18 protein-coding genes are annotated in these 23,680 nt (G+C 67.0%); 3 read left to right on the plus strand and 15 right to left on the minus strand.

Annotated elements, in window-relative coordinates; translation table 11 throughout:
* Positions 1-198: 198 nt before the first annotated feature.
* Genes GEM_RS08895 through GEM_RS08905 form a run of 3 tightly spaced genes read right to left on the minus strand, consistent with a single transcriptional unit; the run spans position 199 to position 5,997 of the window.
* Positions 199-1,656 (minus strand): efflux transporter outer membrane subunit, encoded by a 1,458-nt coding sequence (locus GEM_RS08895; RefSeq protein WP_014897083.1) that lies wholly within the window; start codon positions 1,654-1,656, stop codon positions 199-201.
* On the minus strand, positions 1,653-4,790 hold the full coding sequence (locus GEM_RS08900) for a multidrug efflux RND transporter permease subunit (protein WP_014897084.1): 3,138 nt from the start codon (positions 4,788-4,790) through the stop codon (positions 1,653-1,655). The genes GEM_RS08895 and GEM_RS08900 overlap by 4 nt, the downstream gene beginning before the upstream one ends.
* 19 nt (positions 4,791-4,809) lie before the next feature.
* Complete coding sequence (locus GEM_RS08905; RefSeq protein WP_014897085.1) at positions 4,810-5,997, minus strand: MexX/AxyX family multidrug efflux RND transporter periplasmic adaptor subunit; 1,188 nt, start codon at positions 5,995-5,997, stop codon at positions 4,810-4,812.
* A gap of 150 nt (positions 5,998-6,147) precedes the next feature.
* Here GEM_RS08905 and GEM_RS08910 point away from each other — a divergent pair, with 150 nt between their 5' ends.
* Together GEM_RS08910 and GEM_RS08915 are read left to right on the plus strand one after the other, a co-directional pair.
* On the plus strand, positions 6,148-6,783 hold the full coding sequence (locus tag GEM_RS08910; protein WP_014897086.1) for a TetR family transcriptional regulator: 636 nt from the start codon (positions 6,148-6,150) through the stop codon (positions 6,781-6,783).
* A gap of 341 nt (positions 6,784-7,124) precedes the next feature.
* Positions 7,125-8,402 (plus strand): M23 family metallopeptidase, encoded by a 1,278-nt coding sequence (locus tag GEM_RS08915; RefSeq protein WP_014897087.1) that lies wholly within the window; start codon positions 7,125-7,127, stop codon positions 8,400-8,402.
* Positions 8,403-8,525: 123 nt separating this feature from the next.
* Here the strand turns inward: GEM_RS08915 and GEM_RS08920 are convergent, their stop codons facing one another.
* The 9 genes from GEM_RS08920 to GEM_RS08960 all read right to left on the minus strand — a co-directional run bounded on the left by GEM_RS08920 (position 8,526) and on the right by GEM_RS08960 (position 18,034).
* On the minus strand, positions 8,526-9,251 hold the full coding sequence (locus tag GEM_RS08920) for an amino acid ABC transporter permease (RefSeq protein ID WP_014897088.1): 726 nt from the start codon (positions 9,249-9,251) through the stop codon (positions 8,526-8,528).
* A 2-nt stretch (positions 9,252-9,253) separates the two neighbouring features.
* Positions 9,254-9,976 carry an amino acid ABC transporter permease gene (locus GEM_RS08925; RefSeq protein ID WP_014897089.1) on the minus strand — a complete coding sequence of 241 codons (723 nt, stop codon included), beginning with the start codon at positions 9,974-9,976 and terminating at the stop codon, positions 9,254-9,256.
* Between the two features lie 114 nt (positions 9,977-10,090).
* A complete protein-coding gene (locus GEM_RS08930) occupies positions 10,091-10,906 on the minus strand; it encodes an ABC transporter substrate-binding protein (protein WP_014897090.1) in 816 nt (271 codons plus the stop codon).
* 195 nt (positions 10,907-11,101) lie between these two features.
* Positions 11,102-11,794, minus strand: coding sequence for an alpha/beta hydrolase (locus tag GEM_RS08935; protein WP_014897091.1), 693 nt, complete (start codon positions 11,792-11,794; stop codon positions 11,102-11,104).
* 278 nt (positions 11,795-12,072) lie between these two features.
* Positions 12,073-13,581 (minus strand): agmatine deiminase family protein, encoded by a 1,509-nt coding sequence (locus tag GEM_RS08940; protein ID WP_014897092.1) that lies wholly within the window; start codon positions 13,579-13,581, stop codon positions 12,073-12,075.
* Between the two features lie 149 nt (positions 13,582-13,730).
* Entirely contained in the window at positions 13,731-14,843 is a 1,113-nt protein-coding gene (locus GEM_RS08945) for an agmatine deiminase family protein (RefSeq protein WP_014897093.1), read from the minus strand.
* A 53-nt stretch (positions 14,844-14,896) separates the two neighbouring features.
* Positions 14,897-16,009 carry a polyamine ABC transporter substrate-binding protein gene (locus GEM_RS08950; protein ID WP_014897094.1) on the minus strand — a complete coding sequence of 371 codons (1,113 nt, stop codon included), beginning with the start codon at positions 16,007-16,009 and terminating at the stop codon, positions 14,897-14,899.
* A gap of 10 nt (positions 16,010-16,019) precedes the next feature.
* Positions 16,020-16,934, minus strand: a complete 915-nt coding sequence (aguB, locus tag GEM_RS08955; RefSeq protein WP_014897095.1) for an N-carbamoylputrescine amidase — start codon at positions 16,932-16,934, stop codon at positions 16,020-16,022.
* Positions 16,935-16,978: 44 nt separating this feature from the next.
* Positions 16,979-18,034 (minus strand): agmatine deiminase family protein, encoded by a 1,056-nt coding sequence (locus tag GEM_RS08960; protein WP_014897096.1) that lies wholly within the window; start codon positions 18,032-18,034, stop codon positions 16,979-16,981.
* 101 nt (positions 18,035-18,135) lie between these two features.
* Here GEM_RS08960 and GEM_RS08965 point away from each other — a divergent pair, with 101 nt between their 5' ends.
* Positions 18,136-19,065 carry a LysR family transcriptional regulator gene (locus GEM_RS08965; protein ID WP_014897097.1) on the plus strand — a complete coding sequence of 310 codons (930 nt, stop codon included), beginning with the start codon at positions 18,136-18,138 and terminating at the stop codon, positions 19,063-19,065.
* A 73-nt stretch (positions 19,066-19,138) separates the two neighbouring features.
* On the opposite strand, the gene GEM_RS08970 is transcribed toward GEM_RS08965, so the two are convergent.
* The 3 genes from GEM_RS08970 to GEM_RS08980 all read right to left on the minus strand — a co-directional run bounded on the left by GEM_RS08970 (position 19,139) and on the right by GEM_RS08980 (position 23,622).
* Positions 19,139-20,443: an MFS family transporter gene (locus GEM_RS08970; RefSeq protein WP_014897098.1), complete on the minus strand. Its 1,305-nt coding sequence runs from the start codon at positions 20,441-20,443 to the stop codon at positions 19,139-19,141.
* A 234-nt stretch (positions 20,444-20,677) separates the two neighbouring features.
* On the minus strand, positions 20,678-22,357 hold the full coding sequence (locus tag GEM_RS08975; protein ID WP_014897099.1) for a SpoVR family protein: 1,680 nt from the start codon (positions 22,355-22,357) through the stop codon (positions 20,678-20,680).
* A complete protein-coding gene (locus GEM_RS08980) occupies positions 22,354-23,622 on the minus strand; it encodes a YeaH/YhbH family protein (RefSeq protein ID WP_014897100.1) in 1,269 nt (422 codons plus the stop codon). The genes GEM_RS08975 and GEM_RS08980 overlap by 4 nt, the downstream gene beginning before the upstream one ends.
* Positions 23,623-23,680: the final 58 nt, after the last annotated feature.

A 23,680-nucleotide genomic window follows, 5' to 3' on the forward strand; every position in this document is an offset into this window, starting at 1 on the left:
GCGAAAACGGGGAAATCCGGCACGCGCTGGTGCCGGGCGGCGACGCGCTCGGTCGCCGGATGCGTGTCGAGCCGAAGGCGACCCTTCGGCTCGACAGCCGGGAGAAACAACGTGGATGACGACGATGCACGGATGCGTTGATCGTCGAGCGCTGCCGATGACACGACAGCAGCCAGACCGACCAGGTCGGCTATGACCTCACGCGGCAGCTTCCGCTGCCGATGCCGGCGCCCATCCGCCGCCCAGCGCGCGATACAGCGCAATCGCGTTCGCGAGCCTGAGTTCCTTGAGCCGGATCAGTTCCTGTCCCGACTCGTACGTGCTGCGCTGCGCGTCGAGCAGTTCGAGATAGGTCGCGACGCCGCCCGCATAGCGGCGTTCGGCGAGTCTCAGACGCTCGCCGTCGGCCGCGTAGACGTCCTGCTGCGCGGCGAGCTGGCGATCGATCCAGTCGCGCGCGGCGAACGCATCGGCCACTTCGCGGAACGCGGTCTGCACGGTTTTCTCGTATTCGGCGACCGCAACGTGCTTGCGTGCGTTCGCGACGTCGAGATTCGCGCGGTTGCGGCCGCCCGCGAAGATCGGCAGCGTGATGCGCGGCGCGAAGGTCCACACGCTCGTGCCGCCCGCGAACAGGCTCGAGAATGCATCGCTGACCGAACCGTAGTCGGTCGTCAGCGCGATGCGCGGGAAGAACGCCGCGCGTGCGGCGCCGATCTGCGCGTTCGCGGCCTTGAGCCGCGACTCGGCCTGCCGGATGTCCGGCCGCCGTTCGAGCAACGCGCTCGGCGCGCCGGGCGCCACCGGCGCGATCGCGAGCGTGTCGAGCGCGGTGCCGTCGGCCGGTGCGTTGCGCGCGAAATCGCCGGCAAGCAATTGCAGCGCGCGCACCGACTGCGCATGTTCGCGCTGCAGCGCGGCCTGCGACGCGCGCGCGGATGCGACCAGCATCTCGGCCGAACGCAGCTCGATCGCGTCGCTCGTGCCGGCCGCGTAGCGCCGCTGCGTGAGCGCGGTGATGCGCTCGCGGGCGTCGAGCGTGCGCTGTGCCAGCGCCAGTTGCTCGTGCAACGACCGTTCGGAAACATATGCACCCGCGACTTCGGCAATCACGCCGATGCGCACCGTGCGCTGCGCGTCGGCCGTCGCGAAATACTCGGCGAGCGCCGCATCGGACAGGTTGCGCACGCGGCCGAACAGGTCGAGCTCGTACGCGCTGATGCCGACGCCCGCGCGATACAGTCCGCTCACCGCGCTCTCGCGCACGACCGGGTCGTACTGGCGGGTACGTTCATAGCCGAGGTTCGCGTCGACCGACGGCATCAGGTCCGCGCGCTGCACGCCGTATAGCGCGCGCGCTTCGTCGAGCCGGCCGGCCGCGATCCGCAGGTCGCGATTGTTCGCGAGCGCGGCGTCGATCCAGGCCTGCAGTGCCGCATCGGTGAAATACGCGCGCCAGTCGTCGAGCAGTGCGGTATCGGCAGGCGCCGCGACCGAAGCCGGCGCCGCGCTGCCGTCGACCGGCGCGTAGGCAGCCGGCACCGGCGCCGCCGGACGCTCGTAGCGCGGCGCGAGCGAGCAGCCCGCGAGCGCGAGCGCGGCGGCCAGCGCGAGCTGCGTCCGCAGCGTCGCGCGCGCCTTCAGGTGAACCGTCATTGTGCTTCCTCCATCGTCGCCGGCTGCGCTCCGCCGCGCCGGCGCGGGCCGACGTCGAACAGGCAGCCGACGCTCACGAAAAACAGCGGGACGAGGAACACCGCGAGCACCGTCGCGGTAATCACGCCGCCGAGCACGCCGGTGCCGATCGCCATCTGCGCGCCGGATGCGGCGCCCGACGCGAACGCGAGCGGCAGCACGCCGACGCCGAACGCGAGCGACGTCATCACGATCGGCCGCAGCCGCAGGCGTGCGGCTTCGAGCGCGGCGTCGACGAGCGACATGCGCTGCGCGACCAGATCCTTCGCGACCTCGACGATCAGGATCGCGTTCTTCGCGGACAGCCCGATCGTCGCGATCAGCCCCACCTTGAAATAGATGTCGTTCGGCATCTCGCGCAGCGTGACGCCGAGCACCGCGCCGATCACACCGAGCGGGACGACCAGCATCACCGCGAACGGGATCGACCAGCTCTCGTAGAGCGCCGCGAGCGCGAGGAACACGACGAGCACCGACAGCGCGAACAGCATCGGCGCCTGCGCGCCCGACAGCCGCTCCTCGAACGACTGCCCCGACCACGAATAGCCGATGCCGGCCGGCAGCTTCGCGGCGACTCGCTCGATCGCGGTCATCGCTTCGCCGCTGCTGTGGCCCGGTGCCGCCGAGCCATTGATCGTGAACGACGGATAGCCGTTGTAGCGCGTGAGCTGCGGCGGCCCGAGCGTCCAGTGCAGCGTTGCTAACGCCGCGAGCGGCACCATCTCGCCGCGCGCATTGCGCACGCGCAGCTTCTTCACGTCGTCCGGATCGAGCCGGTGCAGCCCGTCGGCCTGCACGATCACGCGGCGCACCTGCGTGCCGTGCATGAAGTCGCCGATATAGTCGGAGCCGAACATCACCGCGAGCGTCGTGTTGATCTCGTCCATCGACACGCCGAGCGCCGACGCCTTCGCGCGATCGATGTCGAGCTTCAGTTGCGGCGCGTCCTGCGTGCCCGCGAACATCAGGTCGGTGAGCGCACGGTCCTTGCCGCCCGCCGCGAGCAGCTGCTCGCGCGCGGCGCTGAACGTCGCGTAGTCGAGCCCGCCGCGGTTCTGCAGCCGGAAGTCGAAACCGCTCGACGAACCGAGATCGGGCAGCGCCGGCGAGTTCATCGCGAACACCGTCGTGTTCGGCGTGCCGGTGAAGCGCTCGTTGATTCGCGCGACGATCGACTGCACGTGATCGCGCTCGGCCTTGCGGTCCTTCCAGTTCTTCAGCGTGACGAAGATCATCCCGCCGTTCGGCCCTTCGCCGTACAGGTTGAAGCCGCCGAGCGCGAACGTGTACGCAGCCGGTTCGTCCTTGCGGATATACGACTCGACCTCGCGCACGCTCTGCATCGTTTCCGCGAGCGGCGTGCCTTGCGGGCGGATCACCATCACCATGAAGTTGCCCTGGTCCTCGTCCGGCAGGAACGCGGTCGGCAGTTGCGTGAGCATCAGCGCCGCGGCCGCGGTCAGCGCACCGTATACGACGAGCCAGCGCACCGGCTTCTTCAGCATCGCGCCGACGCGCGTCGCATAGCGCTGCGTCGCACGTGCGACGAAGCGGTTGAACCAGCCGAAGAAACCGCGCTTCTCGTGATGGTCGCCGGACACGGGCTTGAGCAGCGTCGCGCACAGCGCGGGCGTCAGCGACAGCGCGAGGAACGCCGAGAAACCGATCGACACCGCGAGCGAAAGCGCGAACTGCCGGTAGATGTTGCCCACCGCGCCGCCGAAAAACGCCATCGGCACGAACACCGACGTCAGCACGACCGTGATCCCGATGATCGCGCCGCTGATCTGCTTCATCGCCTTGACGGTGGCGTCGTAAGGCCCGAGCCCTTCCTCGACCATCAGCCGCTCGACGTTCTCGACGACGACGATCGCATCGTCGACGAGGATGCCGATCGCGAGCACCATCCCGAACATCGTCAGCACGTTGATCGAGAAACCCGCCGCATACATCACGCCGAACGTGCCCGCGAGCGCGACCGGCACGACCAGCGTCGGGATCAGCGTCGCGCGCAGGTTCTGCATGAACAGGAACATCACGAGGAACACCAGCACGCCGGCCTCGATCAGCGTCGTGACGACCTTGTTCATCGACACGCGCACGAACGACGACGTCTCGTACGGGATCTGGTACTTCACGCCCGGCGGGAAATACGCGGACAACTCGTCCATCGTCGCGCGCACGCGCTTCTCGGTGGACACCGCGTTCGAGCCCGGCGCGAGCTTGATGCCCATGCCGGTCGCGACCTTGCCGTTCACGTACGACGGGTAGTTGTAGTCGTTGCCGCCGAATTCGATGCGTGCGACATCGCGCAGGAACAGCGCGGAACCGTCGGCCTTCGCACGCAGCGCGATCGCGCCGAAATCGGCCGGCGTCTTCAGCGGCGCGTCGGCGAACACCGTCGCCGCGATCGGCGCGCTGTCCGGCACCGCGCTGCGGCCGATGTCGCCGACCGTCACGCGCGCGTTGTGCGCGCGCACGGCCGACGCGATATCCGATGCGGTGAGGCCGTGCCCGGCCAGCTTCACCGGGTCGGGCCAGATCCGCATCGCATATTCGGCGCCCCAGAACTGCACCTTGCCGACGCCGTCGACGCGGCGCAGCGCCTGCACCACGTTCGCCGATGCATATTCGCCGAGCTGCACGTCGGTCATCCGGCCGTCGTCCGACGTCAGCGACACGACGAGCTGGATGTTGTCGGCGGCCTTCTCGACCTGGATACCGTCGCGCCGCACGGGTTCGGGCAGCCGCGCCTCGACCGTCTTCAGCCGGTTCTGCACTTCGACGGCCGCGAGATCGGCGTTGACGCCCTGCTTGAACGTCAGGTACAGCGACGCCATCCCGGCGCTGCTCGTCGCGGACGTATACAGCAGCCCCGGCGCGCCGTTCATCTCGCGCTCGATCAGCGCAGTCACCGATTCCTCGACGACCTGCGCGGACGCGCCCGGGTACGTCGCATAGATGCTGACGACGGGCGGCGCGATGTCCGGGTACTGCGCGACGGGCAGCGCGCGAATCGCGAACGCGCCGCCGAGCATGATGAAGAGTGCGATCACCCACGCGAAGACGGGGCGATCGATGAAGAAACGTGCCATGTTGGTGTGTGTGAACCGGTCAGGTTTGGCGGGCGGCCGCCGGTGACGCGGCCTTCGTCGGCGGGGCCTTCTCGACGGGCTTGACGGCCGTATCGGGCGCGAACTGCGCGGCGTTGTCGACGATCACGCGCTCGCCGCCCGCGAGGCCGCGCGTAATGCGCCAGTCACGGCCGCTCATCTGGTCGGCGACGACCTCGACGTCCTTGACCTTGCCGTTCGCGCCGACCACGCGCACCGAGGTCCGGTCGACCGTGCGCAGCAGCGCATCGCGCGGCACGAGGATCGCACGCTGGTCGACGGCCGCGTCGAGCGCGATCCGCACATACGCGCCCGGCAGCAGCTCGCGCTCGGGATTCGGGAACAGCGCGCGCATCGCGACCGTGTCGGTAGTCGGGTCGACCGCGAGGTCGCTGAACAGCAGCTTGCCCTTCAGCGGATACGCGCTACCGTCGGCGCGCAGCAGCGTCACCGCGACGTCGTGCTGGGCGATGCCGGTCGCGCGGCCGCTCTTCACCGCGCGGCGCAACGCGTCGACGTCGACCGCCGGTTGCGAGAAATTCACGTAGATCGGGTCGAGCTGCTCGACGGTCGTGAGCGGCGTCGCCTGGTCCTGGCCGACGAGCGCCCCTTCAGTGACGAGCGCGCGCCGGGCGCGGCCCGAGATCGGCGCGGTGACGGTCGCATAGTCGAGCTGCAGTTGCGCGCGTGAGAGTTCGGCCTTCGCGGAAGTGACATCGGCCTTCGCCTGCGTGTCGTCGGCGACGGCCTCGGTGTGATCGCGTTCGCTGACCGCGCGGTCGCGCACCAGGTCGTCGTAGCGGCGGCGCTTGTCGCTCGCCGCCAGCGCGGCGGCCTGCGCCTTCGCGAGCGCGCCCTGCGCGGCGTCACGCGCCGCCTTCAGCGGCGCGGGGTCGATGCGGAACAACACCGCGCCCTGCGTCACTTCCTGGCCTTCCTCGTAAGTGCGCGCGGTGACGATGCCCGCGACCCGCGCGCGCACTTCCGCTTGCCGATACGCGTCGAGCCGGCCCGGCAGTTCGACGGTCATCGGCACGGCGGTCGGACGCACCGTCACGACCGCCGCGTTCTGCATGGCCTCCGGCGCCGTGTCTTTCTCGCCCTTTCCGCATCCAGCCACGGCCAGCACGGCCGCCAGCGCGAACGGCGCCAGCCGGTGGCGGCACGACAACGAGCATTTGTTATTCATATGTGACCTCGGATCGTTCACCGCCGATAAAATGCGGCGGCTCAGGGTGGCCGATTATAATCAGTCACGACTGATTAAATACATGCGGTCGCAATCTGGCCGTCACACTGTCTCAATAAAACGACAGCGAACTGTAAGGAAATTCAAGACATGGCCCGCAAGACCCGGGAAGAATCGCTCGCCATCAAGCACCGGATCCTCGACGCCGCCGAACTCGTGCTGCTCGAGAAAGGCGTCGCGCAGACCGCGATGGCGGATCTCGCCGAGGCCGCCGGCATGTCGCGGGGCGCCGTGTACGGCCACTACCGCAACAAGATGGAGGTGTGTCTCGCGATGTGCGACCGTGCGTTCGCGCGCACGTCGGAAGGTTTCGACGCGGTCGACAGCCTGCCCGCGTTCGGTACGCTGCGCCGCGCCGCGTCGCACTACCTGCAGCAATGCGGCGAGCCCGGTGCGATGCAGCGCGTGCTCGTCATCCTCTATACGAAGTGCGAGCAGAGCGAGGAAAACGGCGCGCTGCAACGGCGCCGAATGCTGCTGGAACTGCAGATGCTGCGCATCACGAAGGCGCTGCTGCGCCGCGCGATCGCGGCAGGCGAAATCGCCGCCGATCTCGACGTGCATCTCGCAGCCGTCTATCTCGTGTCGCTGCTCGAAGGCGTGTTCGCGTCGATGATCTGGACCAACCGGTTGCGCGGCAACCTGTGGAACGACGCGGAAGCCATGCTCGACGCCGGTTTCGACGCGGTGAGGACGTCCGTCGCGCTGCGCGTCCATGCGCAATAATTGCTTGTCTGACGAAACACCGCGCAATAAATGCTGATTTAACCCGATTTACCGCAGTGTGAAACGAATGAGCCGACCCTCTTTAAAATTTTTAACGTTTCGCGGAACATCGGTAGACTGACGCTGTCATCTTTCTTTAGCGTCTGCGTGATAAACCGGGTTCGACCCGGAAAGCTCACGCCGCCGTTCGAAGCGGGCCTCCCCGCGAGTTGGGTCGAACGGAAACGATACAGGCCCCTGGCGGGGCCTGTTTTGTTGCACGCCCGTCGCCCGCCCCGTCGCCGCCCGACGGATGTGCCGCCGATGGCTCCTGCCCACACCTCTTTGAACCGCTTTCCTGGATGTGGACACCTTTGGTCAAGCCTGCCGCAACTCCTGATGCTTTCGCGCCCGGGCGCGCGCAGCGCCTCGTGCGCGCGCTCGTGCCGGCCGCCGTGCTCGGCGCCCTCGCCGCCTTCGGCCTCGCCGCCGCGCTGCCCGCCGTCTCGCAACTGCCGGGCGCCGTCGATTCGGGCACGGCCGCGCTGCCGCAGCGCGTGCTGTCCGACACCCCCTTTCCTACCGCGCAGCATTTCGTGACGAGCGAACTCGCGCGCACGATCGGCGAGCGCAACGCACACGACGAACGCATCGAGCGCAACCCGCAGCCGGGTTTATTCGCGCCGCTCAGCGCGCACCGCAACGACGTGCTCGGCTATGCGAGCCTGTTCCAGTACGCGCAGCCGGAAGACCAGCACGGGATGCGCGCGGGCGACATCGAGCTCACGCTGTCGGATACGCTGAACCGTCTCGACGTGCCGCCCGAGGTGCGCATCCAGCTCGGCGACATCGTCAGCGGCAAGGTCGCGATGCGCGCCGGTGCGCAGCGCGGCGACTATTACCGCGTCGCATACGACACCCACAACGGCACACCGCACCTCACCGCGCTCGAGCTGCGCGTCGCGGGCCGTACGTTCGGCGCGATCTGGTTCCGCGCGCCGGGTGCCGATCATGGCGCGTACTACACGCTCGACGGCGCGCCGCTCGAAGCGGCCGCGTTCACGATGCCCGTCAAGTGGACGCGCATCAGTTCGTTCTTCGGCGAGCGCATCCATCCGCTGTCGCAAGCGATGGCGTTCCATACGGGCGTCGATCTCGCCGCGCCGTCCGGCACGCCCGTCAACGCGGCGGCCGACGGCGTCGTGTCGTTCGTCGGCACCGATCCGGGCGGCTATGGTCACTACGTGATCGTCGATCACGCGGACGGTTATTCGACCTACTACGCGCACCTGTCTGCCTACGCGCGCGGGCTGAAGACGGGCGAAACCGTGAAGCAGGGCCAGCGCATCGGCTCGGTCGGGATGACCGGCGCGGCCACCGGCCCGCACCTGCATTTCGAAGTGCGCGTTGCGAACGATCCGGTCGATCCGCTCGTCACGCTCGCGAACGCGCAGACGGGGCTGTCCGACATGCAGCTCACCGCGTTCCGCCAGGAAGCGGCGCAATGGCGCTTCCGCCTCGCGTCGGTCAACACGACGCCGCTCGCGTTCGCGCAGAGCGACGGCCCGCTGTGGGGCGAGTTCGCGACCGACTCGTCGACGCTGCGCGCGGTCTTCAATACGCACTACAGCGCCTCCTGACGCTGACGCGCCGGCCCGCCCGTCGCCGCTCGAGTCACGGCGACGCGGCGCGGCGGCACGCCGCGGGTAGCCGCGGACGATCATGACCGGAAACAGGCCGCGCGCATCGCACGCGGCACGCCGTCACTGCGCGGGTTCCGTGCGCTCCGCCGTCGCCCGCGTCATGCGCTCCGCGCGCGGGCGCCGCGACAGCAGCCAGCGTGCCGCGCCGTCGAGCGACGTGCACAGCACCAGATAGAGCGCCGCGACGAACAGGAAGATCGGCGCCGGATACACCATCAGCCGGTTGTTCACCTGCGTCGCGACGAACGACAGTTCCGGCACGCCGACGATATACGCAAGCGACGTGTCCTTCACGAGCGCGACCCACTGGTTGACGAACGACGGCGTCATGATCCGGATCGCCTGCGGCAGCAGCACGTAGCGCACCGTCTGCCAGCGCGTGAGCCCGAGCGACAGCCCCGCCTGCCACTGCCCGTCGCCGGCCGCGACGATGCCCGCATGCACCGCGTGCGCGAGATAGGCACCGCCGATCAGCGCCAGCGCGCACACGACCGTCGCGAGCCCCGGCACGTCCATGTGCAGCAGCATCGGCATCAGGAAGTACGTCCAGAAGATCAGCATCAGCACCGGAATCGCGCGGAAGAAGCCGATGAACCCGAGCAGCAGCACGCGCAGCGGGCCGCGCGCGAGCGTCATCGCGACGCCGAGCGCCACGCCCAGCACGGCCGACGCGATAGCCGACGCGATCGCCAGCACGAGCGACAGCGCGGCGCCGCCGAGCGGGCCGTCCGGGAACGCGCCGACGAGCAGGTACGGCAAGTTGTCGAGCAGCAGCGAGAAGTCCATCGTCAGCGCCCCGCCCCGAGCCGGTCGCGCCATTGCGTGGCCGCGTAGGCACCGGCCTCGATCGCGGCCACCGCGGCGACGTACAGCACGGTCGCGACGCCGAACGCGGCAAAGGTCTTGAAGGTCTCCGTCTCGACCTGCCGCGACGCATACGACAGCTCGGCGACGCCGATCGCCATCGCCAGCGACGAGTTCTTCACGAGATTCATGTATTGGCCGAACAGCGGCGGCAGCGCGATGCGCACGGCCTGCGGCAGCACCACGTAGCGCAGCGCCTGCATCGGCGTGAGGCCGAGTGCCGCGGCCGCGTCGTGCTGGGCGCACCGCACGCCGCGCAGGCCCGCTTCGCATTCCTCGGCGACGAACGCGGCCGTATACGCGCTCAACCCGAACCAGCCCGCGACGAACTCGAACGACGGCCACGCGAGCATGAGCGGGCCCGCGCTCAGTTCATGGCGCGCGTTCAGCCAGGCGACCCACGTATCGGGCAGCAACGACGCGACGCCGAAATACCAGAACAGCAACTGCACGAGCAGCGGCGTATTGCGGAACGCGACGACGTAGCCGGCCGCCAGCGTACGCAGCGCCGTGCCGCGCGCATGCCGGATGACGGCGAGCAGCAGCCCGCCGACAGTCGCGGTGACAGCCGACGCGGCCGCGAGGCCGAGCGTCAGCAGGAAGCCCTGCCAGAGCCAGGACAGATATTTGGGAGCCAACCCGAGCATGCGGTGGTGCGGGCGCGCTGCGCGCCATCGGAAAAAAAGGAAGAAACGGACAGCGCCGCGATCCGTGCGCGCCGGCGTGGCCGGCGGCGGATCGCGGCGCACGTGGCGTGCCGCTCAGGTCTTGTCGCCGATCCGGAAGATGCGCGTGAGCGGCGTCTTCGTCGTCGGCCCGAACCACGCGTCGTAGATCCGCACCGCGCGACCGTTCGCCTCGAGCCCCTTCAGCGTGTCGTTCACGAAGCCGAGCAGGCGCGTCTCGCCTTTCGGCACGCCGACGCCCATGTAGTCGTTCGAGATCGTGAACGCGGGGATTTCGTAGTTCTGCTTGTCGGGCACGTTCGCGAGCAGGCCGATCAGTTTCGGCCCGTCCTGCGTGATCGCCTGCACGTTGCCGGCGCGCAGCGCGGCGAACGCGAACGGCGTGTCGTCGTACGCGACGATCGTCGCCTTCGGGTATTTCTCGCGCAGCGTGATCTCGTTCGTCGTGCCCTTGTCCGCGCCGACGCGCAGGCCGTTCAGCTGGTCGGCCGATTTCAGCACGCCCTTCTTCGCGAGAAACTGCTGGCCCGACGAGAAGTACGGAATGCTGAAGTCGACCTGCTTCGCGCGCTCGTCGGTGATCGTGAAGTTCGCGAGCACCAGGTCGACCTTGCCGGACGTCAGGAACGGAATGCGGTTCGCCGGGTTGGTTGGCTGCAGTTGCAGCTTCACGCCGAGCTTGTCGGCCAGCGCCTTCGCATAGTCGACGTCGAGGCCGACGATGTGATTGCTTTTGCCGTCGACATAGCCGAACGGCGGGTTGCTGTCGAACGTCGCGACGCGCAGCACGCCGGCCTTCCTGATGTCGTCGAGCCGGTCCGCGTGCGCGACGGTGCCTGCCGTGACGAGTGCGGCCCCGACGAGCCACGTGGCGAGAGTGTGGAATTTCATGAGCACGACCTGATTTGTTATGAAGGCCGCCGCGGATCGCGCGGCGGCCCGGTTCGAGGAACATCGCGACCGCGTGTGTCGTCGCGAAGCCGCTAACGTATCAGCGCGTGCGGCGATTCCGAACCAACAAATGGTGCTTTGCTCTGCGGGTTTCGTGATGAGGCGCGCGGCGCTGCGCCACGCACTGCCCGCGCGTCACCCGGCCAGTGCCGTTGCGGCCTCGCCGATCAGCGCCGCGACCTCCGCCGGCTTCGACGCAAGCGACGCATGGCTCGCGTCGAGCGTGATGACCTTGCGCGCGTTCATGCGCGCGGACATCCGCTGCTGGTTCTCCGGCGCGATCATCCGGTCCTGGCTCGAAATCTGGTACCACGACGGTTTCGAGCGCCACGCGGGCGCGCTGATCGTCTGCGCGAAGGTGCTCGCCACCGGCGCCTTCTGCGTGACGGCCATCACCAGCGCTTCGTCAGACGAAAGGTCCTGGCAGAAGCTCTCGTGGAATTTGTCGGCCTTGATCCACAGATAGCCGTCGCTGTCCGGTTCGAGATTCGCGGCGGCCGCCGGCAGGTGCGCCTGGGTGATCCCGCCCGGGCTCTCGCCGGCATCCGGCGCGAACGCGGCAATGAACACGAGGCCCGCGACGTTGGGCAGGTTGCCGGCCTCGCTGATCACCGCGCCGCCGTACGAATGACCGACCAGCAGCACGGGGCCCGCCTGCTGCGCGACCATCTTGCGCGTACGCTCCGCGTCGTCGGCGAGCGACGTCAGCGGCAGTTCGACCGCGTGCAGCGACGCGTGCCCGCCACGCGCGAGTTCGACGATCACTTTCGCCCAGTGCGCGGCGCCGCCCCAGAAGCCGTGCACGAGCACGATCGCGGGTTTGCTCATCGTGAGTCTCCTTGACGTGGCGTGTCATCGAACCGCCATCAGGCCGGCCGATCCGGACCGTGGCTCGGACACGCAGCAATCAGCATAGGCGACCGCCCCGACTGCACCAAGGCCCCCTTGGCGCGACCTGCCATGCAGCGCACAAAAAAAGACGCCCGCTGCACGCAGCGGGCGCGAATCCCAGTCAAGGAGGTGTCACACGAACTACGGGTTCAGATTACGGAAATCACCCGTCACGGACAACGAATCGATTCCAATATCGATATGACGGAACACGCTCACGCCGGCACTTCCCGGGTCGAGCAATGGATGCCGCCGCCGCCCGACGCGATGCCGAGGATGTCGACCTGGACGATCTCCCGGCCTCCCGCATACGGCCGGAGGGCGGCGACGGCGGCCGCATCGGCTGCGTCGTCGTTGAACTTCGGCACGATGATCGCGCCGTTGCATGTGTAGAAATTGACGTAGCCGGCCGCGAAGTTCGTCATCTGCCGGTCGTTCAAGCGCGTACCGGCCGACGTGCCGAAGCTGACCGGCGGCACCAGCTCGACGAGTTGCAGCGGCCGGCCGTTGGCGTCGGTCTGCGCGGCGAGGCGTTGCCGGTTGGCCTCTGTCAACGCGCGTTCGCCGGTCGAGTTCGACGCGTCGTAGCAGTACGCGACGACGCCCGGCGCGAGAAACCGTGCATAGAAATCGACATGGCCGTTCGTGATGTCGGTCTCGGCGGCCGGGGTCGCCGCGCCGCCGGCACCACCCACTCCGCTGCCGCGCGGATAGGTTGCCGTACCCGGCAGCCAGATGATCTTGCGCACGCCGAGCGTGCGTTGCAGTTCGGCACGCACAGTCTCCCTGGCGGTCGGCAGCAGCGTCGCATCGGCGATAACGCCATGCGGGATGTCGAACAGTTGCGGATTGCGGTTCACGTGCAGCACGGCCGACTCGGTGAGGATCGCCGTCGCGTCGCCGTCGAATTCGATCGCGCCGCCTTCGAGCGTCAACGTGCTCCGGATCAGGTTCGCGCCCCGCGTCTGCGCCATCCAGCCCGCCACCGAACTGTCCTGGCCGAACGGCTGGAAGAACCTGCCCGCCTTCGACCGGTTGCTCGTCGCCACGAGCTGCGGCGGGACCGCGGTCCCCGCGCTCAGGCCGACGCCGTCGGTGTTCGCGTTGCCCCAGCCGTTGAAATTGAAGCCGACCGCATTCAGCGCATTGCCGTTCGCCGTGTCCCTGACAAACAGGCAGCCCGTATCGCGCACCCAGAAATCGTTGAACCCGTCGGCAAGCGGCACGAGGTTGATCCCGCCCGTGCCTGCGGCGCGAGCCGCATAGCGCGCATGCAGGTCGGAATTCGCGACGCTCGCGCTCGCGAGCAGCCCGCGGGCCGCGTCCAGATCGGCCGGCAGCACCAGCATGTCGACCGGCTCGGTTGCACCGATCGCCTTCGCGACGTCCATCAGGTCGGCCCGAACACGGTCGATACCGGCATCCGTGCTTTGTGGCGTGACGGGTGTCCAGATGCCGTCCGCGCCGGCCGCGAAGGCCATGTAGGTCGACGCGTGCGGCGCGTCTTCGGCCGGCAGCCGGTACACGGCCTGCCGCGCCGACGGCGTCGTGCGCGGTGCGGCAGCCGCGTCGGACGCGCCGTCTCCGCCGCCGCACGCGGCCAGGCTGCCCAGTAGCGGCATGCCGAGCCAGACGGCCGAATCCCGGATGAATGCGCGTCGGCCGGTATCCTGCAGGTGCGGCGCGCGCTTGTCGGCGCGCGCGTCGAGGTTCTTGTTCGTCATGTATTCAACTCCATTGCGCGGTCGGCGCGCGGGCAGGCGCCTGCCTCCGTCCTGCGAGACGGATTCCGCGTTTTTTGTCAGTAGTCCGTAAAGACTGGGGAATGCTGACGGCGTACGGACCGGTCACGAAAGCCGGCCCGCGGCCGCGCTCAGGCCGGTTGCTGTTGCGTGGTGCAGTGGATGCCGCCGCCGCCCGCGGCAATGCCGTCGATGTTCAACTGGATGACTTCACGACCGGGAAACAGGTCGACGAGCGTGTCGCGCGTATTGCGGTCGGCGCGGCTGTCGCCGAATTGCGGCGCGATCACCGCGCGATTGCACACGTAGAAGTTGATGTAGCCGGCCGCGAACTCGGCGTTCTCGTACCTGGGACGCACGCTCTTCGGCCCCGGCAGCGCGACGACCTTCAACGGGCGCCCCTTCGCGTCGGTGGATTTCCGCAGGATCTCGAGATGCTGCCGCGTCACTGCGTGATCGTACGAAGACGGATCCGGGTCGAGCCCGGCCACCACGACGCCCGGGCTCGTGAAGCGCGCGTAGAAGTCGGTATGCCCGTCGGTGATGTCCTTGCCCGCGATGCCCGGCAACCAGATGATCTTCTTCAGCCCGAGCAAGCGGCTCAACTCCGCCTCGCACTGTGCCTGGCCGACGCCCGGATTGCGGTTCGGGTTGAGCACGCAGCTGCGCGTGATGATCGCCGTGCCCTCGCCGTCGACCTCGATCCCGCCGCCTTCCAGCACCAGCCGCGTGTCGATCGGCCGCGCGCCGGCACGCTCGGCGACGAACGGCGCGACTTCCGCGTCCTGGTCGTGTTCCTGCTTGTTGCCCCAGCCGTTGAAGTTGAAGCTCACGCTGCCGAGCGCCCCTGACGCATTCTTCACGAACACGGGCCCCGTATCGCGCATCCACAGATCGTCGACCGGATGCTGAACGAGCTCGACCGCCGAGCCGCAAAGGCGCGACGCGATCGCGTAGTCCTGCTCCCGCACCAGCATCCTGAGCGGCTCGTGCGCGGCGATCGCCTTCGCGACCGCCGCGAGGTTCTCGCGCACCACGGGCAGCAAGCGCGCGCCCCAGATGTCCTCGCTCGGACCGAACGCCATCCAGGTCGCCGTGTGCGGCGCACCTTCGTCCGGCATCAGCCACGTTGCGCGCTGCTGCGCGTGCGCGGCGCGGCCGAGCAGCCCGCCCAGCGCGCTGGCGGCCAGCGCCGCGCCCGATACGGACAGACCGCGTTTCAACAGTTGACGTCGTGTCGTCATGGCATTCCTTTTTCTCTTGCCGGTTGCTTCGGTGTGCTTCATGGTGTGCCGTGTCACGGTCGCGCGGTCTTGAAGCCCAGCCAGGTCCGTCCTTCAAGACGCATCGCGGCCGGCGATTCGGCGATCGGCGTGAAAAGTGTGCGCCGCGTCGCCTCGTCCGGATAGATGCCCGGGTCACGCACCAGCGCCGGGTCCATCAGCTTCAGCGCGCCCTGGTTGGCATTTGCGTAGCGCGTCGAGTTCGAGATCTTCGCGATCACGTCCGGCCGCAGGATGTAGTTGATGAACGCATGCGCGTTGTCCGGGTGCTTCGCGGAGGCCGGAATGACCATCGCGTCGAACCACATCAGGCTGCCGATGCGCGGGATGTCGTACACGATGTCGCGCTTCGGATCGCGTGCCTTCGCCTTCTGCGCGGCCAGGTTGATCGCGCCGGAGAAGCCGACCGTCACGCACAGCTCGCCGTCGATCAGCTCGTTGGCGTCAGACGAACCGACGAACTGGCGGATGAACGGCCGGACCCTCATCAGCATCGCCTGCGCGGCCGCGTAATCCTGCGCGGACGGATGCATCGGATCACGGCCGATGTAGCGCAGCGCCAGCGGCAGCACCGTGCTCGCGGAATCCTGCAGGCCCAGTCCGCACGTCGCGGCGACGCGCGCCGCGATCGCCGGGTTGAACAGCAGGTCGAGGCTGTCGGCCGGCATGTCCTTGCCGAGAATCGCGCGCACCCGGGCGCGGTCGTAGCCGACGCCCACGGTGCCCCACATGTACGGCACGCCGTACTGGTTGCCGGGATCGGATTGCGCCATCTGCGTGAGCAGCGACGGATCGAGATACTTCAGGTTCGGCAACCGGCTCTTGTCGAGCTTTCGATAGACGCCGGCCTGGATCTGCTTGGCCATGAAGTCGTTGGTCGGCCACACGAGGTCGTAGCCGCTGTTGCCGGTCAGCAGCTTCGACTGCAGCGTCTCGTCGCTGTCGTACGCGTCGTAGCGCACCTTGATGCCGGTTTCCTTCTCGAACGCGGCCACCGTATCCGGCGCGAAGTAATTGCTCCAGTTGTACAGGTTCAACACCTTCTCCTCGTCGGCGCGGGCCGCGCCGGCCAGCACGCACAGCACGAGGCCGGGCACCGCGACGCGCAGCCATCCTTTGCGTTTCATCGCGGCTCCCTCATCGATAACAGGACGACACGCCGTCGCTGGTGAGCAACGTGCGATACATCTCCGGGCGGCGATCGCGGAAAAAGCCCCACGATTGCCGCTCGGCGCGGATCGCGTCGAGGTCGAACGCATGCACGAGCACGGCTTCGTCGGTGCGGTTCGCCTCGGCCTGCTTCTCGCCAGTGTGATCGGCGATGAAGCTCGACCCGTAGAACACGCCGGTAAGCCCTTGCTGCTGCGGGTTGCCGTTACCGAAACCCGTTTCTCGGCCGATCCGGTTGGCCGCCACCACCGGCACCATGTTGGCCGCCGCGTGGCCCTGCATCGTGCGCTGCCAGTGGCCGGCTGAATCGAACGCGCTGCTGAACGGCTCCGAACCGATGATGGTCGGAAAGCACAGGATCTCGGCGCCCATCAGTGCAAGACAGCGCGCCGTCTCCGGATACCACTGGTCCCAGCAGATGCCGATGCCGATCCGGCCGAACCGCGTGTCCCACACCTTGAAGCCGGTGTCGCCCGGCGTGAAATAGAACTTCTCCGTATAGCCTGGCCCGTCCGGGATATGCGTCTTGCGGTAGACGCCGAGCACGTGCCCGTCGGCATCCGCCACGGCGATCGAGTTGTACGCGGCGTTGCCCGCGCGCTCGAAGAAGCCGATCGGCAGCACGATGCCGAGTTCGCCGGCCAGTGCCGCGAAGCGGGCGATCTGCGCGTTGCCCTCGAACGGCTGCGCGAGCTCGAGATGACGCGCGTTCTGGTCGAGGCAGAAGTACGGCACCGCGAACAGCTCCGGGCACAGCACGAGATTCGCACCCTGCGCGGCGGCCGCGCGGATCAGACGCTCCGCGGTGGCCATGTTGTCTTCGAGATTCCAGCTGCCCGACGCCATCTGGACGGCGGCGACGGTGATGTGTTTGGACGGCATTGCGATGGCTCCTGGATGGAATCGGAAACCGCGTGGGGTCGCGCTCAGTTCGCGACCGGCGCGACCGCGGTGACGGACGGCTGCTGCTGCGTCGAGCAATGGATGCTGCCGCCGCCGATCGACAGCGTCGGAATCGGCAGCATCTCCACGTTACGCCGCGGGAAGGCCCGGGCGAACACGTCGCGCGCAGCCTGATCCTGCTCGACGCCGAACGCGGTCACGATCACCGCACCGTTCACCAGGATGTAGTTCGCGTAGCAATCGCAGTAGCGCTCAGAGCCGAAGCGTTCGCTGACGATCGGCGACGGCAGGTCGAGCAACTCGAAACGACGCCCTGCCGCATCGGTTGCAAGTTCCAGTGCACGACGGTTTTCGCGCATCACGTGGAAATAGTCGCCCTGCTCCGGCAGCGCGGTCTGGCACAGCATCCGGCCGGGCGCGATGAAGGATGCGATGCCGTCCACGTGCCCGTTCGTCTCCACTTCATCGGGATTGCCCGGCAGCCACACGATCCTCTCGACGCCCAGCATGCGCCGCAGCTCCGCCTCGATCTCCGCGCGGCTCAGGTGCGGATTGCGATTGGGATGCAGCAGGCAGCTCTCGGTGGTGACCAGCGTGCCCTGTCCGTCGACATAGAACGAGCCGCCCTCCAGCACCATGTGCGAATTGAAGATCTCCGCACCGGCCGCGCGCGCGATGTCCTGCCCGGCCTGCTGGCAGCCGTCGTACGGCTGGTACTTCTCGCCCCAGCAGTTGAACCGGAACACGGCCGCGCCGAGCCCGCGCTGCGCGTTGACGAGAAAGATCGGCCCGCAATCGCGCAGCCAGTTGTCCTCGGCTGCGACCGGCAGAACGTCGACACGGGCGCCCAACAGTTCGCGTGCGGGCTCCGCCTGACTGTGGTGCACGGCCACGACGCAGCGCTGATAGCGGGCGATCGTCCGCGCGATCAGCGCGAATTCGCGGCAGACCTGCGCGTAATGGTTGCCCCACAGGTCTTCGCGGCCCTCCAGTACCGGCCAGCCGAGCCACGTGGCGTCCATGGATTCCCATTCGGCGGGCATCCGGTAACCGCGCTGGCGAGCATCAAAGCGACCCATCGATCAGCCTCCGTTGTGATTGATGGCCGATTGTGCGGCAGGTTAGACTTGACGAATATTGATATTTATTGCCGAAATCGATTGATTTGGCTCATACCTTGATGCGACGTGTTCCGTCCCTGAAGCTGTTGACCGGTTTTGAAGCGGCCGCCCGGCTGGGCAATTTCTCGCGAGCGGCCGACGAGCTGCACCTGTCGCAATCGGCGATCAGCCATCAGATCCACCAGCTCGAAGCGCAGCTCGGCCAGCCGCTGTTTCGTCGGTGCGGTCGCGGCGTCGAGCTGACCATCGCCGGCGCAGTCCTGCAGCGCAGCGTGCAGCGCGCGATGGAGACGCTGCACGGCGGGCTCGATCGCATCGCGACCTATCTGAATCCGGGGCTTGTCGTGCTCGTGTGTCCCGCGCCGTTGCTGCATGGCTGGCTGCAGCCGCGCCTGGAGCAACTGCAAGCGTTCCTGCCGGACCTGTGCCCGTTGCTCTCGACCGACGAAACGGCGCGCTATGTCGATGAAATCGACGTCGACATGACGATCGGCACCCGGCCGATGTTGCAGCCGGGCCTGCTCGACATCCCGTTCATGCGCGACGACTGGGTGACGGTTTGCGCGACACCGCTGGCGGAGCAGCTCGAACGCGTGCCGCGCGGCGAACACCCGCTGCATGCCGGGCTCATCTGTCTTGAAGCGAGCCTGACCGACGAGCGCATGGCGACGGTCTTTCGTGAACGGCTGTCGGACTTCCGCATGAACGCGATCTATGACGACCAGCGGCTCGTGCTGGACGCCGTGCTGCGCGGGCGCGGCATCGCGTGCCTGCCACGGCTCGTCGTGCAAGCCGGCATCGACGAGCGCACGCTGACCATGCTCGCCGACTACCCGCGGCTGCCCGGCACCACGTGGTGGCTGTCGCGCATGGAAGGCCCGTCGCGCTCGCCGATCGTCGAGCGGATGTTCGAATGGCTGGTCGAACAAGGCAGCCGGTCGAGCGCGCCCGAACCTGCACCCGACCGCGCGCCGTCACCGCCCGCGTGATCGCGGACGAAAAAAAACGTCCCGCCAGCAGGCGGGACGTCGTTCATGATGCCGGTGCGCAATGCACCCGCGATCACGGCTCGTGACGCAGATACCCTTCCTTGCTCGGATCGCGCATCCGCCACGACACGATCAGCGAGATCGCGCACAGCACGGTCACGTACCAGTAGAACGTTTCCTCGCTGCCGATCGACTTGAACCACAGCGCGACGTACTCGGCCGAGCCGCCGAAGATCGCGTTCGCAACCGCATACGACAGGCCGACGCCCATTGCGCGCACTTCGGGCGGGAACATCTCGGCCTTGATGAGGCCGCTGATCGACGTGTAGAAGCTGACGATCGCCAGCGCGATCGTGATCAGCACGAACGCGGCCACGGGGCTCGTCACGGTCTTCAGTGCATGCATCAGCGGCACCGTGCCGATCACCGCGAACGTGCCGAACAGGATCATCGACGTGCGGCGGCCGATCTTGTCGGACAGCGAGCCGAACACCGGCTGCAGCAGCATGTAGACGAGCAGCGCGACGGTCATCACGTTGCTGGCCGTCTTCGCGTTCATGCCCGCCGTGTTCACCAGGTACTTCTGCATGTACGTGGTGAACGTGTAGAAGATCAGCGAGCCGCCGGCCGTGAAGCCGACCACCGTGAAGAATGCGCCCTTGTGCTGCCACACGCCGCGGATCGTGCCGGCGTCCTTCTTGTCGCGCGATGCGCTCGTCGACGTCTCGTCGAGCGATTTGCGCAGGTACAGCGAGATCAGCGCGGCCGCCGCGCCGCAGACGAACGGAATGCGCCAGCCCCACGCCTTCAGCTCGTCGTGCGACAGCGCCTGCTGCAGGATCACCAGCACCAGCAGCGCACACAGCTGGCCGCCGATCAGCGTCACGTACTGGAACGACGCGAAGAAACCGCGCCGCCCCTTCAGCGCGACCTCGCTCATGTAGGTTGCGCTCGTGCCGTATTCGCCGCCCACCGACAACCCCTGGAACAGGCGTGCGACCAGCAGCAGCGCCGGCGCCAGCGCGCCGATCTGCGCATAGGTCGGCAGCACCGCGATCACGAGCGAGCCGGCGCACATCATCAGCACCGAGATCATCATCGCCGCACGGCGGCCGTGACGGTCGGCGATGCGGCCGAACAGCCAGCCGCCGATCGGACGCATCAGGAAGCCGGCTGCGAACACACCGGCCGTGTTCAGCAGCTGCGTCGTCGTGTTGCCGCTCGGGAAGAACGCCGGTGCGAAGTACAGCGCGCAGAACGAGTAGATGTAGAAGTCGAACCACTCGACGAGGTTGCCCGATGAGGCGCCGACGATGGCGAACACGCGCCGCCGGGTGTCATGCGCGGACAGCGCAGCTTGGTCGGTCTGGACGTCCATGGGTTGGTCTGTTCCTTGTAGTGCTTTCTGGGCGAGACGGCTGGGGGGCCGCCGCGTGGGATCGCGCGTGGCACCGGTTCCGGAGCACGGCGCTACGGGATTTTAGCGAAATGTAAAGTAACAGGCTTTCCGGGTTCGTCCGGATGTAGAAAAATTTTCTCCGGCCACGCGTTCGTCATATGAAAACGCCAGCCGCGAGGCTGGCGTCCGATGCAAGCTATTTGCGGGCGATGCTCAAACCCGCACCGCCGGCGGCACGTAGCGGCACTCGTAGCGCTTGCGCACGGTACCGGCCTCGTCGACGCTTTCGAGGAACACGTCGAACTGCCAGAGCCGCGCCATGTGTTTGAGCACCTCCTCGCTGTCGTTCGACAGATGGCGGTTGTCGGTCATGAAGTGGCGCAGCGTGAGGCTGCGATCACCGCGCGTGTTCACCGCCCACACCTGGATGTTCGGCTCGCGATGATGGATGTCGTACTGCCGAGACAGCGCCTGCCGGACATACTGGTAGCCGGATTCGTCGTGAATCGCCGACACCTCGAGCGAATCGCGCATGTCGTCGTCGAGCACCGAGAACAGCCGCATCTCGCGGATCAGGTTCGGCGACAGGTACTGCGCGATGAAGCTCTCGTCCTTGAAGTTGCGCATCGCGTAGTGCATCGCCGGCAGCCACGGGGTGCCCGCGATCTCGGGAAACCACTTGTAGTCCTCTTCCGTCGGCGCTTCGCAGATCCGCCGGATGTCGCTCATCATCGAGAAGCCGAGCGCATACGGATTGATCCCGCTGTAGTACGGCTTCGTGACGGGCGGCTGGTAGACCACGTTGCTGTGCGAATGCAGGAACTCCATCATGAAGCCGTCTTCCAGCTTGCCCTGGTTGTACAGCGTATTCAGCAACGTGTAGTGCCAGAACGTCGCCCAGCCTTCGTTCATCACCTGCGTCTGCCGCTGCGGATAGAAATACTGGCCGATCTTGCGCACGATGCGGATCACTTCCCGTTCCCACGGCTCGAGCAGCGGCGCGTTCTTCTCCGCGAAATACAGCAGGTTCTCCTGCGGTTCCGGCGGATAGCGGCCTTCCTGTTCCTCCATCAGCTCGGGTTTCTTGCCCGGCAGTGTGCGCCACAGTTCATTCACCTGCGACTGCAGATACGCCTCGCGTTCGCGCCGCAGCGCGGCCTCCTTCGACAGCGACGGCTTCTGCGGCCGCTTGTAGCGGTCGACGCCGTAGTTCATCAGCGCATGGCACGAATCGAGCAGTTCCTCGACGCGATCGAGGCCGTAGCGCTCCTCGCATTCGGCGACGTAGTTCTTCGCATACACGAGATAGTCGATGATCGCGTGCGCGTCGGTCCACAGCCGGAACAGGTAGTTACCCTTGAAGAAGGAGTTGTGTCCGTACGCCGCGTGCGCGATGACGAGCGCCTGCATCGTCATCGTGTTCTCTTCCATCAGATACGCGATGCACGGATTCGAGTTGATGACGATTTCGTACGCGAGGCCCATCTGACCGCGGCGATAGCTCTTCTCGGTCGCGAGGAAATGCTTGCCGAACGACCAGTGGCGATAGTTGACCGGCATCCCGACCGACGCGTACGCATCCATCATCTGCTCGGCGCTGATTAGTTCGAGCTGGATCGGATAGATGTCGAGCTCGTATTGCTCGGCGACCTGCGAGATGTGCGTGTCGTATTCCTCGAGCAGTTCGAACGTCCAGTCGGACGGGCACGGCAGCGGCTTGCGTTCGGCAACGTTCATACGCGCTTCCTTTTGCCCGGCACCGGGCAAGTCGGCGGCCGGCGCCGGCGGTTCGGCCCGACCGCTTTGCTGCGATGCGGCAGGGCCGGCCGTGTCGTCGCCGGAAGGGCGCGGCGCGTAGCCGCGCGACTCGTTGTGCAGATGGCGGGTCGTCATGACATTTCCACCTGCTTTTCGAACAATTCGCGAAACACCGGGTAAATGTCGGCAGCCGATTCGACTTTCTTCATCGCGAGATGCGGTTGCGACAACGCGAGCTGCGCGTACTCCAGCCACAGGTTCTGCTCTTCCGGTGCGACCTGGATATACGCGAAGTAACGCGTCTTGGTGAGGATATCCTCTTCCAGCATTTTGCGACACTTCGGCGAATCGTCGGTCCAGTTGTCGCCGTCGGACGCCTGCGCGCCGTAGATGTTCCACTCGGTCGGCGAGTAGCGCTCGTTCATCACCTTGCGCATCAGCTCGAGCGCGCTCGATACCACCGTGCCGCCGCTTTCGGTCGAATGGAAGAAGGTGTCCTCGTCGACTTCCTCGGCGCGCGTATGGTGGCGGATGAACACGACCTCGATGCGCTCGTAGTTGCGCTTGAGGAACAGGTACAAGAGGATGAAGAAGCGTTTCGCGAGATCCTTGCGCTGCTCGTCCATCGAACCCGACACGTCCATCAGGCAGAACATCACGGCCTGGCTCGACGGCTGCGGCTGCTTCACGCGGTTGATGTAGCGCAAATCGAACGGATCGATGAACGGAATCCGCCAGATGCGCCCCTTCAGGTGATGGATCTCGGCCTCGAGCGTCGCGATTTCCGCGCGACGGTCTTCCGGATCGCTCTTCATTGCCTCGAGCCGGGCCTCGAGCTCGCGCAGTTCGTTGACGAGCGGCGAGCCGAGCGCGATGCGCCGGCCGAGCGCGCTGCGCAGCGAACGGACGACGTCGATGTTGTTCGGCGTGCCTTCCGCCGACCAGCCCGCGCGCACGTTCTTCCAGCTCGGCACCGTGAGCAGGTGCGTCTTCACGAGGCGCGGCAGTTCGAGATCGTCGAAGAAGTACTGCATGAATTCGTCGCGGGACAGCTCGAACACGAAGTCGTCCTGCCCTTCGCCCTCGTTGCTCGCCTGACTGCCGCCGCCGCCCGATCCGCCCTGCGGACGCGGAATCTTGTCGCCGCGCACGTAGTCCTCGTTGCCCGGGTGCACGTATTCACGACGCCCGCCCGGCCCGTGCCGGAAATTCGGCTCCGCGATGTCCTTGCGGGGGATCGTGATGCTTTGCGTGCTCTGGATATCCTTGATGCTACGGTCGCGCACCGCGTCGGACACGGCACGACGAATGTAGTTCTTGACGCGACGCAGAAAGCGTTCGCGGTTGGCGATGCTCTTGTTCTTGCCGGCCAGCCTGCGGTCGATGATTTGATGAAGCACTCCCGGTCTCCCGCTCGAAAGTCGATCTGCCGGGGCACTCGCCGCGCATGCCGTCTGC

The sequence above is a fragment of the Burkholderia cepacia GG4 genome, from assembly GCF_000292915.1.
Classification (GTDB): domain Bacteria; phylum Pseudomonadota; class Gammaproteobacteria; order Burkholderiales; family Burkholderiaceae; genus Burkholderia; species Burkholderia cepacia_D.

Excerpts from the sequence above, each read along its gene's own strand:
- GEM_RS08895 (WP_014897083.1), bottom strand. The coding sequence starts at position 1,656 with ATGACGGTTCACCTGAAGGCGCGCGCGACGCTGCGGACGCAGCTCGCG.
- GEM_RS08900 (WP_014897084.1), bottom strand. The coding sequence starts at position 4,790 with ATGGCACGTTTCTTCATCGATCGCCCCGTCTTCGCGTGGGTGATCGCA.
- GEM_RS08905 (WP_014897085.1), bottom strand. The coding sequence starts at position 5,997 with ATGAATAACAAATGCTCGTTGTCGTGCCGCCACCGGCTGGCGCCGTTC.
- GEM_RS08910 (WP_014897086.1), top strand. The coding sequence starts at position 6,148 with ATGGCCCGCAAGACCCGGGAAGAATCGCTCGCCATCAAGCACCGGATC.
- GEM_RS08915 (WP_014897087.1), top strand. The coding sequence starts at position 7,125 with ATGTGGACACCTTTGGTCAAGCCTGCCGCAACTCCTGATGCTTTCGCG.
- GEM_RS08920 (WP_014897088.1), bottom strand. The coding sequence starts at position 9,251 with ATGGACTTCTCGCTGCTGCTCGACAACTTGCCGTACCTGCTCGTCGGC.
- GEM_RS08925 (WP_014897089.1), bottom strand. The coding sequence starts at position 9,976 with ATGCTCGGGTTGGCTCCCAAATATCTGTCCTGGCTCTGGCAGGGCTTC.
- GEM_RS08930 (WP_014897090.1), bottom strand. The coding sequence starts at position 10,906 with ATGAAATTCCACACTCTCGCCACGTGGCTCGTCGGGGCCGCACTCGTC.
- GEM_RS08935 (WP_014897091.1), bottom strand. The coding sequence starts at position 11,794 with ATGAGCAAACCCGCGATCGTGCTCGTGCACGGCTTCTGGGGCGGCGCC.
- GEM_RS08940 (WP_014897092.1), bottom strand. The coding sequence starts at position 13,581 with ATGACGAACAAGAACCTCGACGCGCGCGCCGACAAGCGCGCGCCGCAC.
- GEM_RS08945 (WP_014897093.1), bottom strand. The coding sequence starts at position 14,843 with ATGACGACACGACGTCAACTGTTGAAACGCGGTCTGTCCGTATCGGGC.
- GEM_RS08950 (WP_014897094.1), bottom strand. The coding sequence starts at position 16,009 with ATGAAACGCAAAGGATGGCTGCGCGTCGCGGTGCCCGGCCTCGTGCTG.
- aguB (WP_014897095.1), bottom strand. The coding sequence starts at position 16,934 with ATGCCGTCCAAACACATCACCGTCGCCGCCGTCCAGATGGCGTCGGGC.
- GEM_RS08960 (WP_014897096.1), bottom strand. The coding sequence starts at position 18,034 with ATGGGTCGCTTTGATGCTCGCCAGCGCGGTTACCGGATGCCCGCCGAA.
- GEM_RS08965 (WP_014897097.1), top strand. The coding sequence starts at position 18,136 with ATGCGACGTGTTCCGTCCCTGAAGCTGTTGACCGGTTTTGAAGCGGCC.
- GEM_RS08970 (WP_014897098.1), bottom strand. The coding sequence starts at position 20,443 with ATGGACGTCCAGACCGACCAAGCTGCGCTGTCCGCGCATGACACCCGG.
- GEM_RS08975 (WP_014897099.1), bottom strand. The coding sequence starts at position 22,357 with ATGACGACCCGCCATCTGCACAACGAGTCGCGCGGCTACGCGCCGCGC.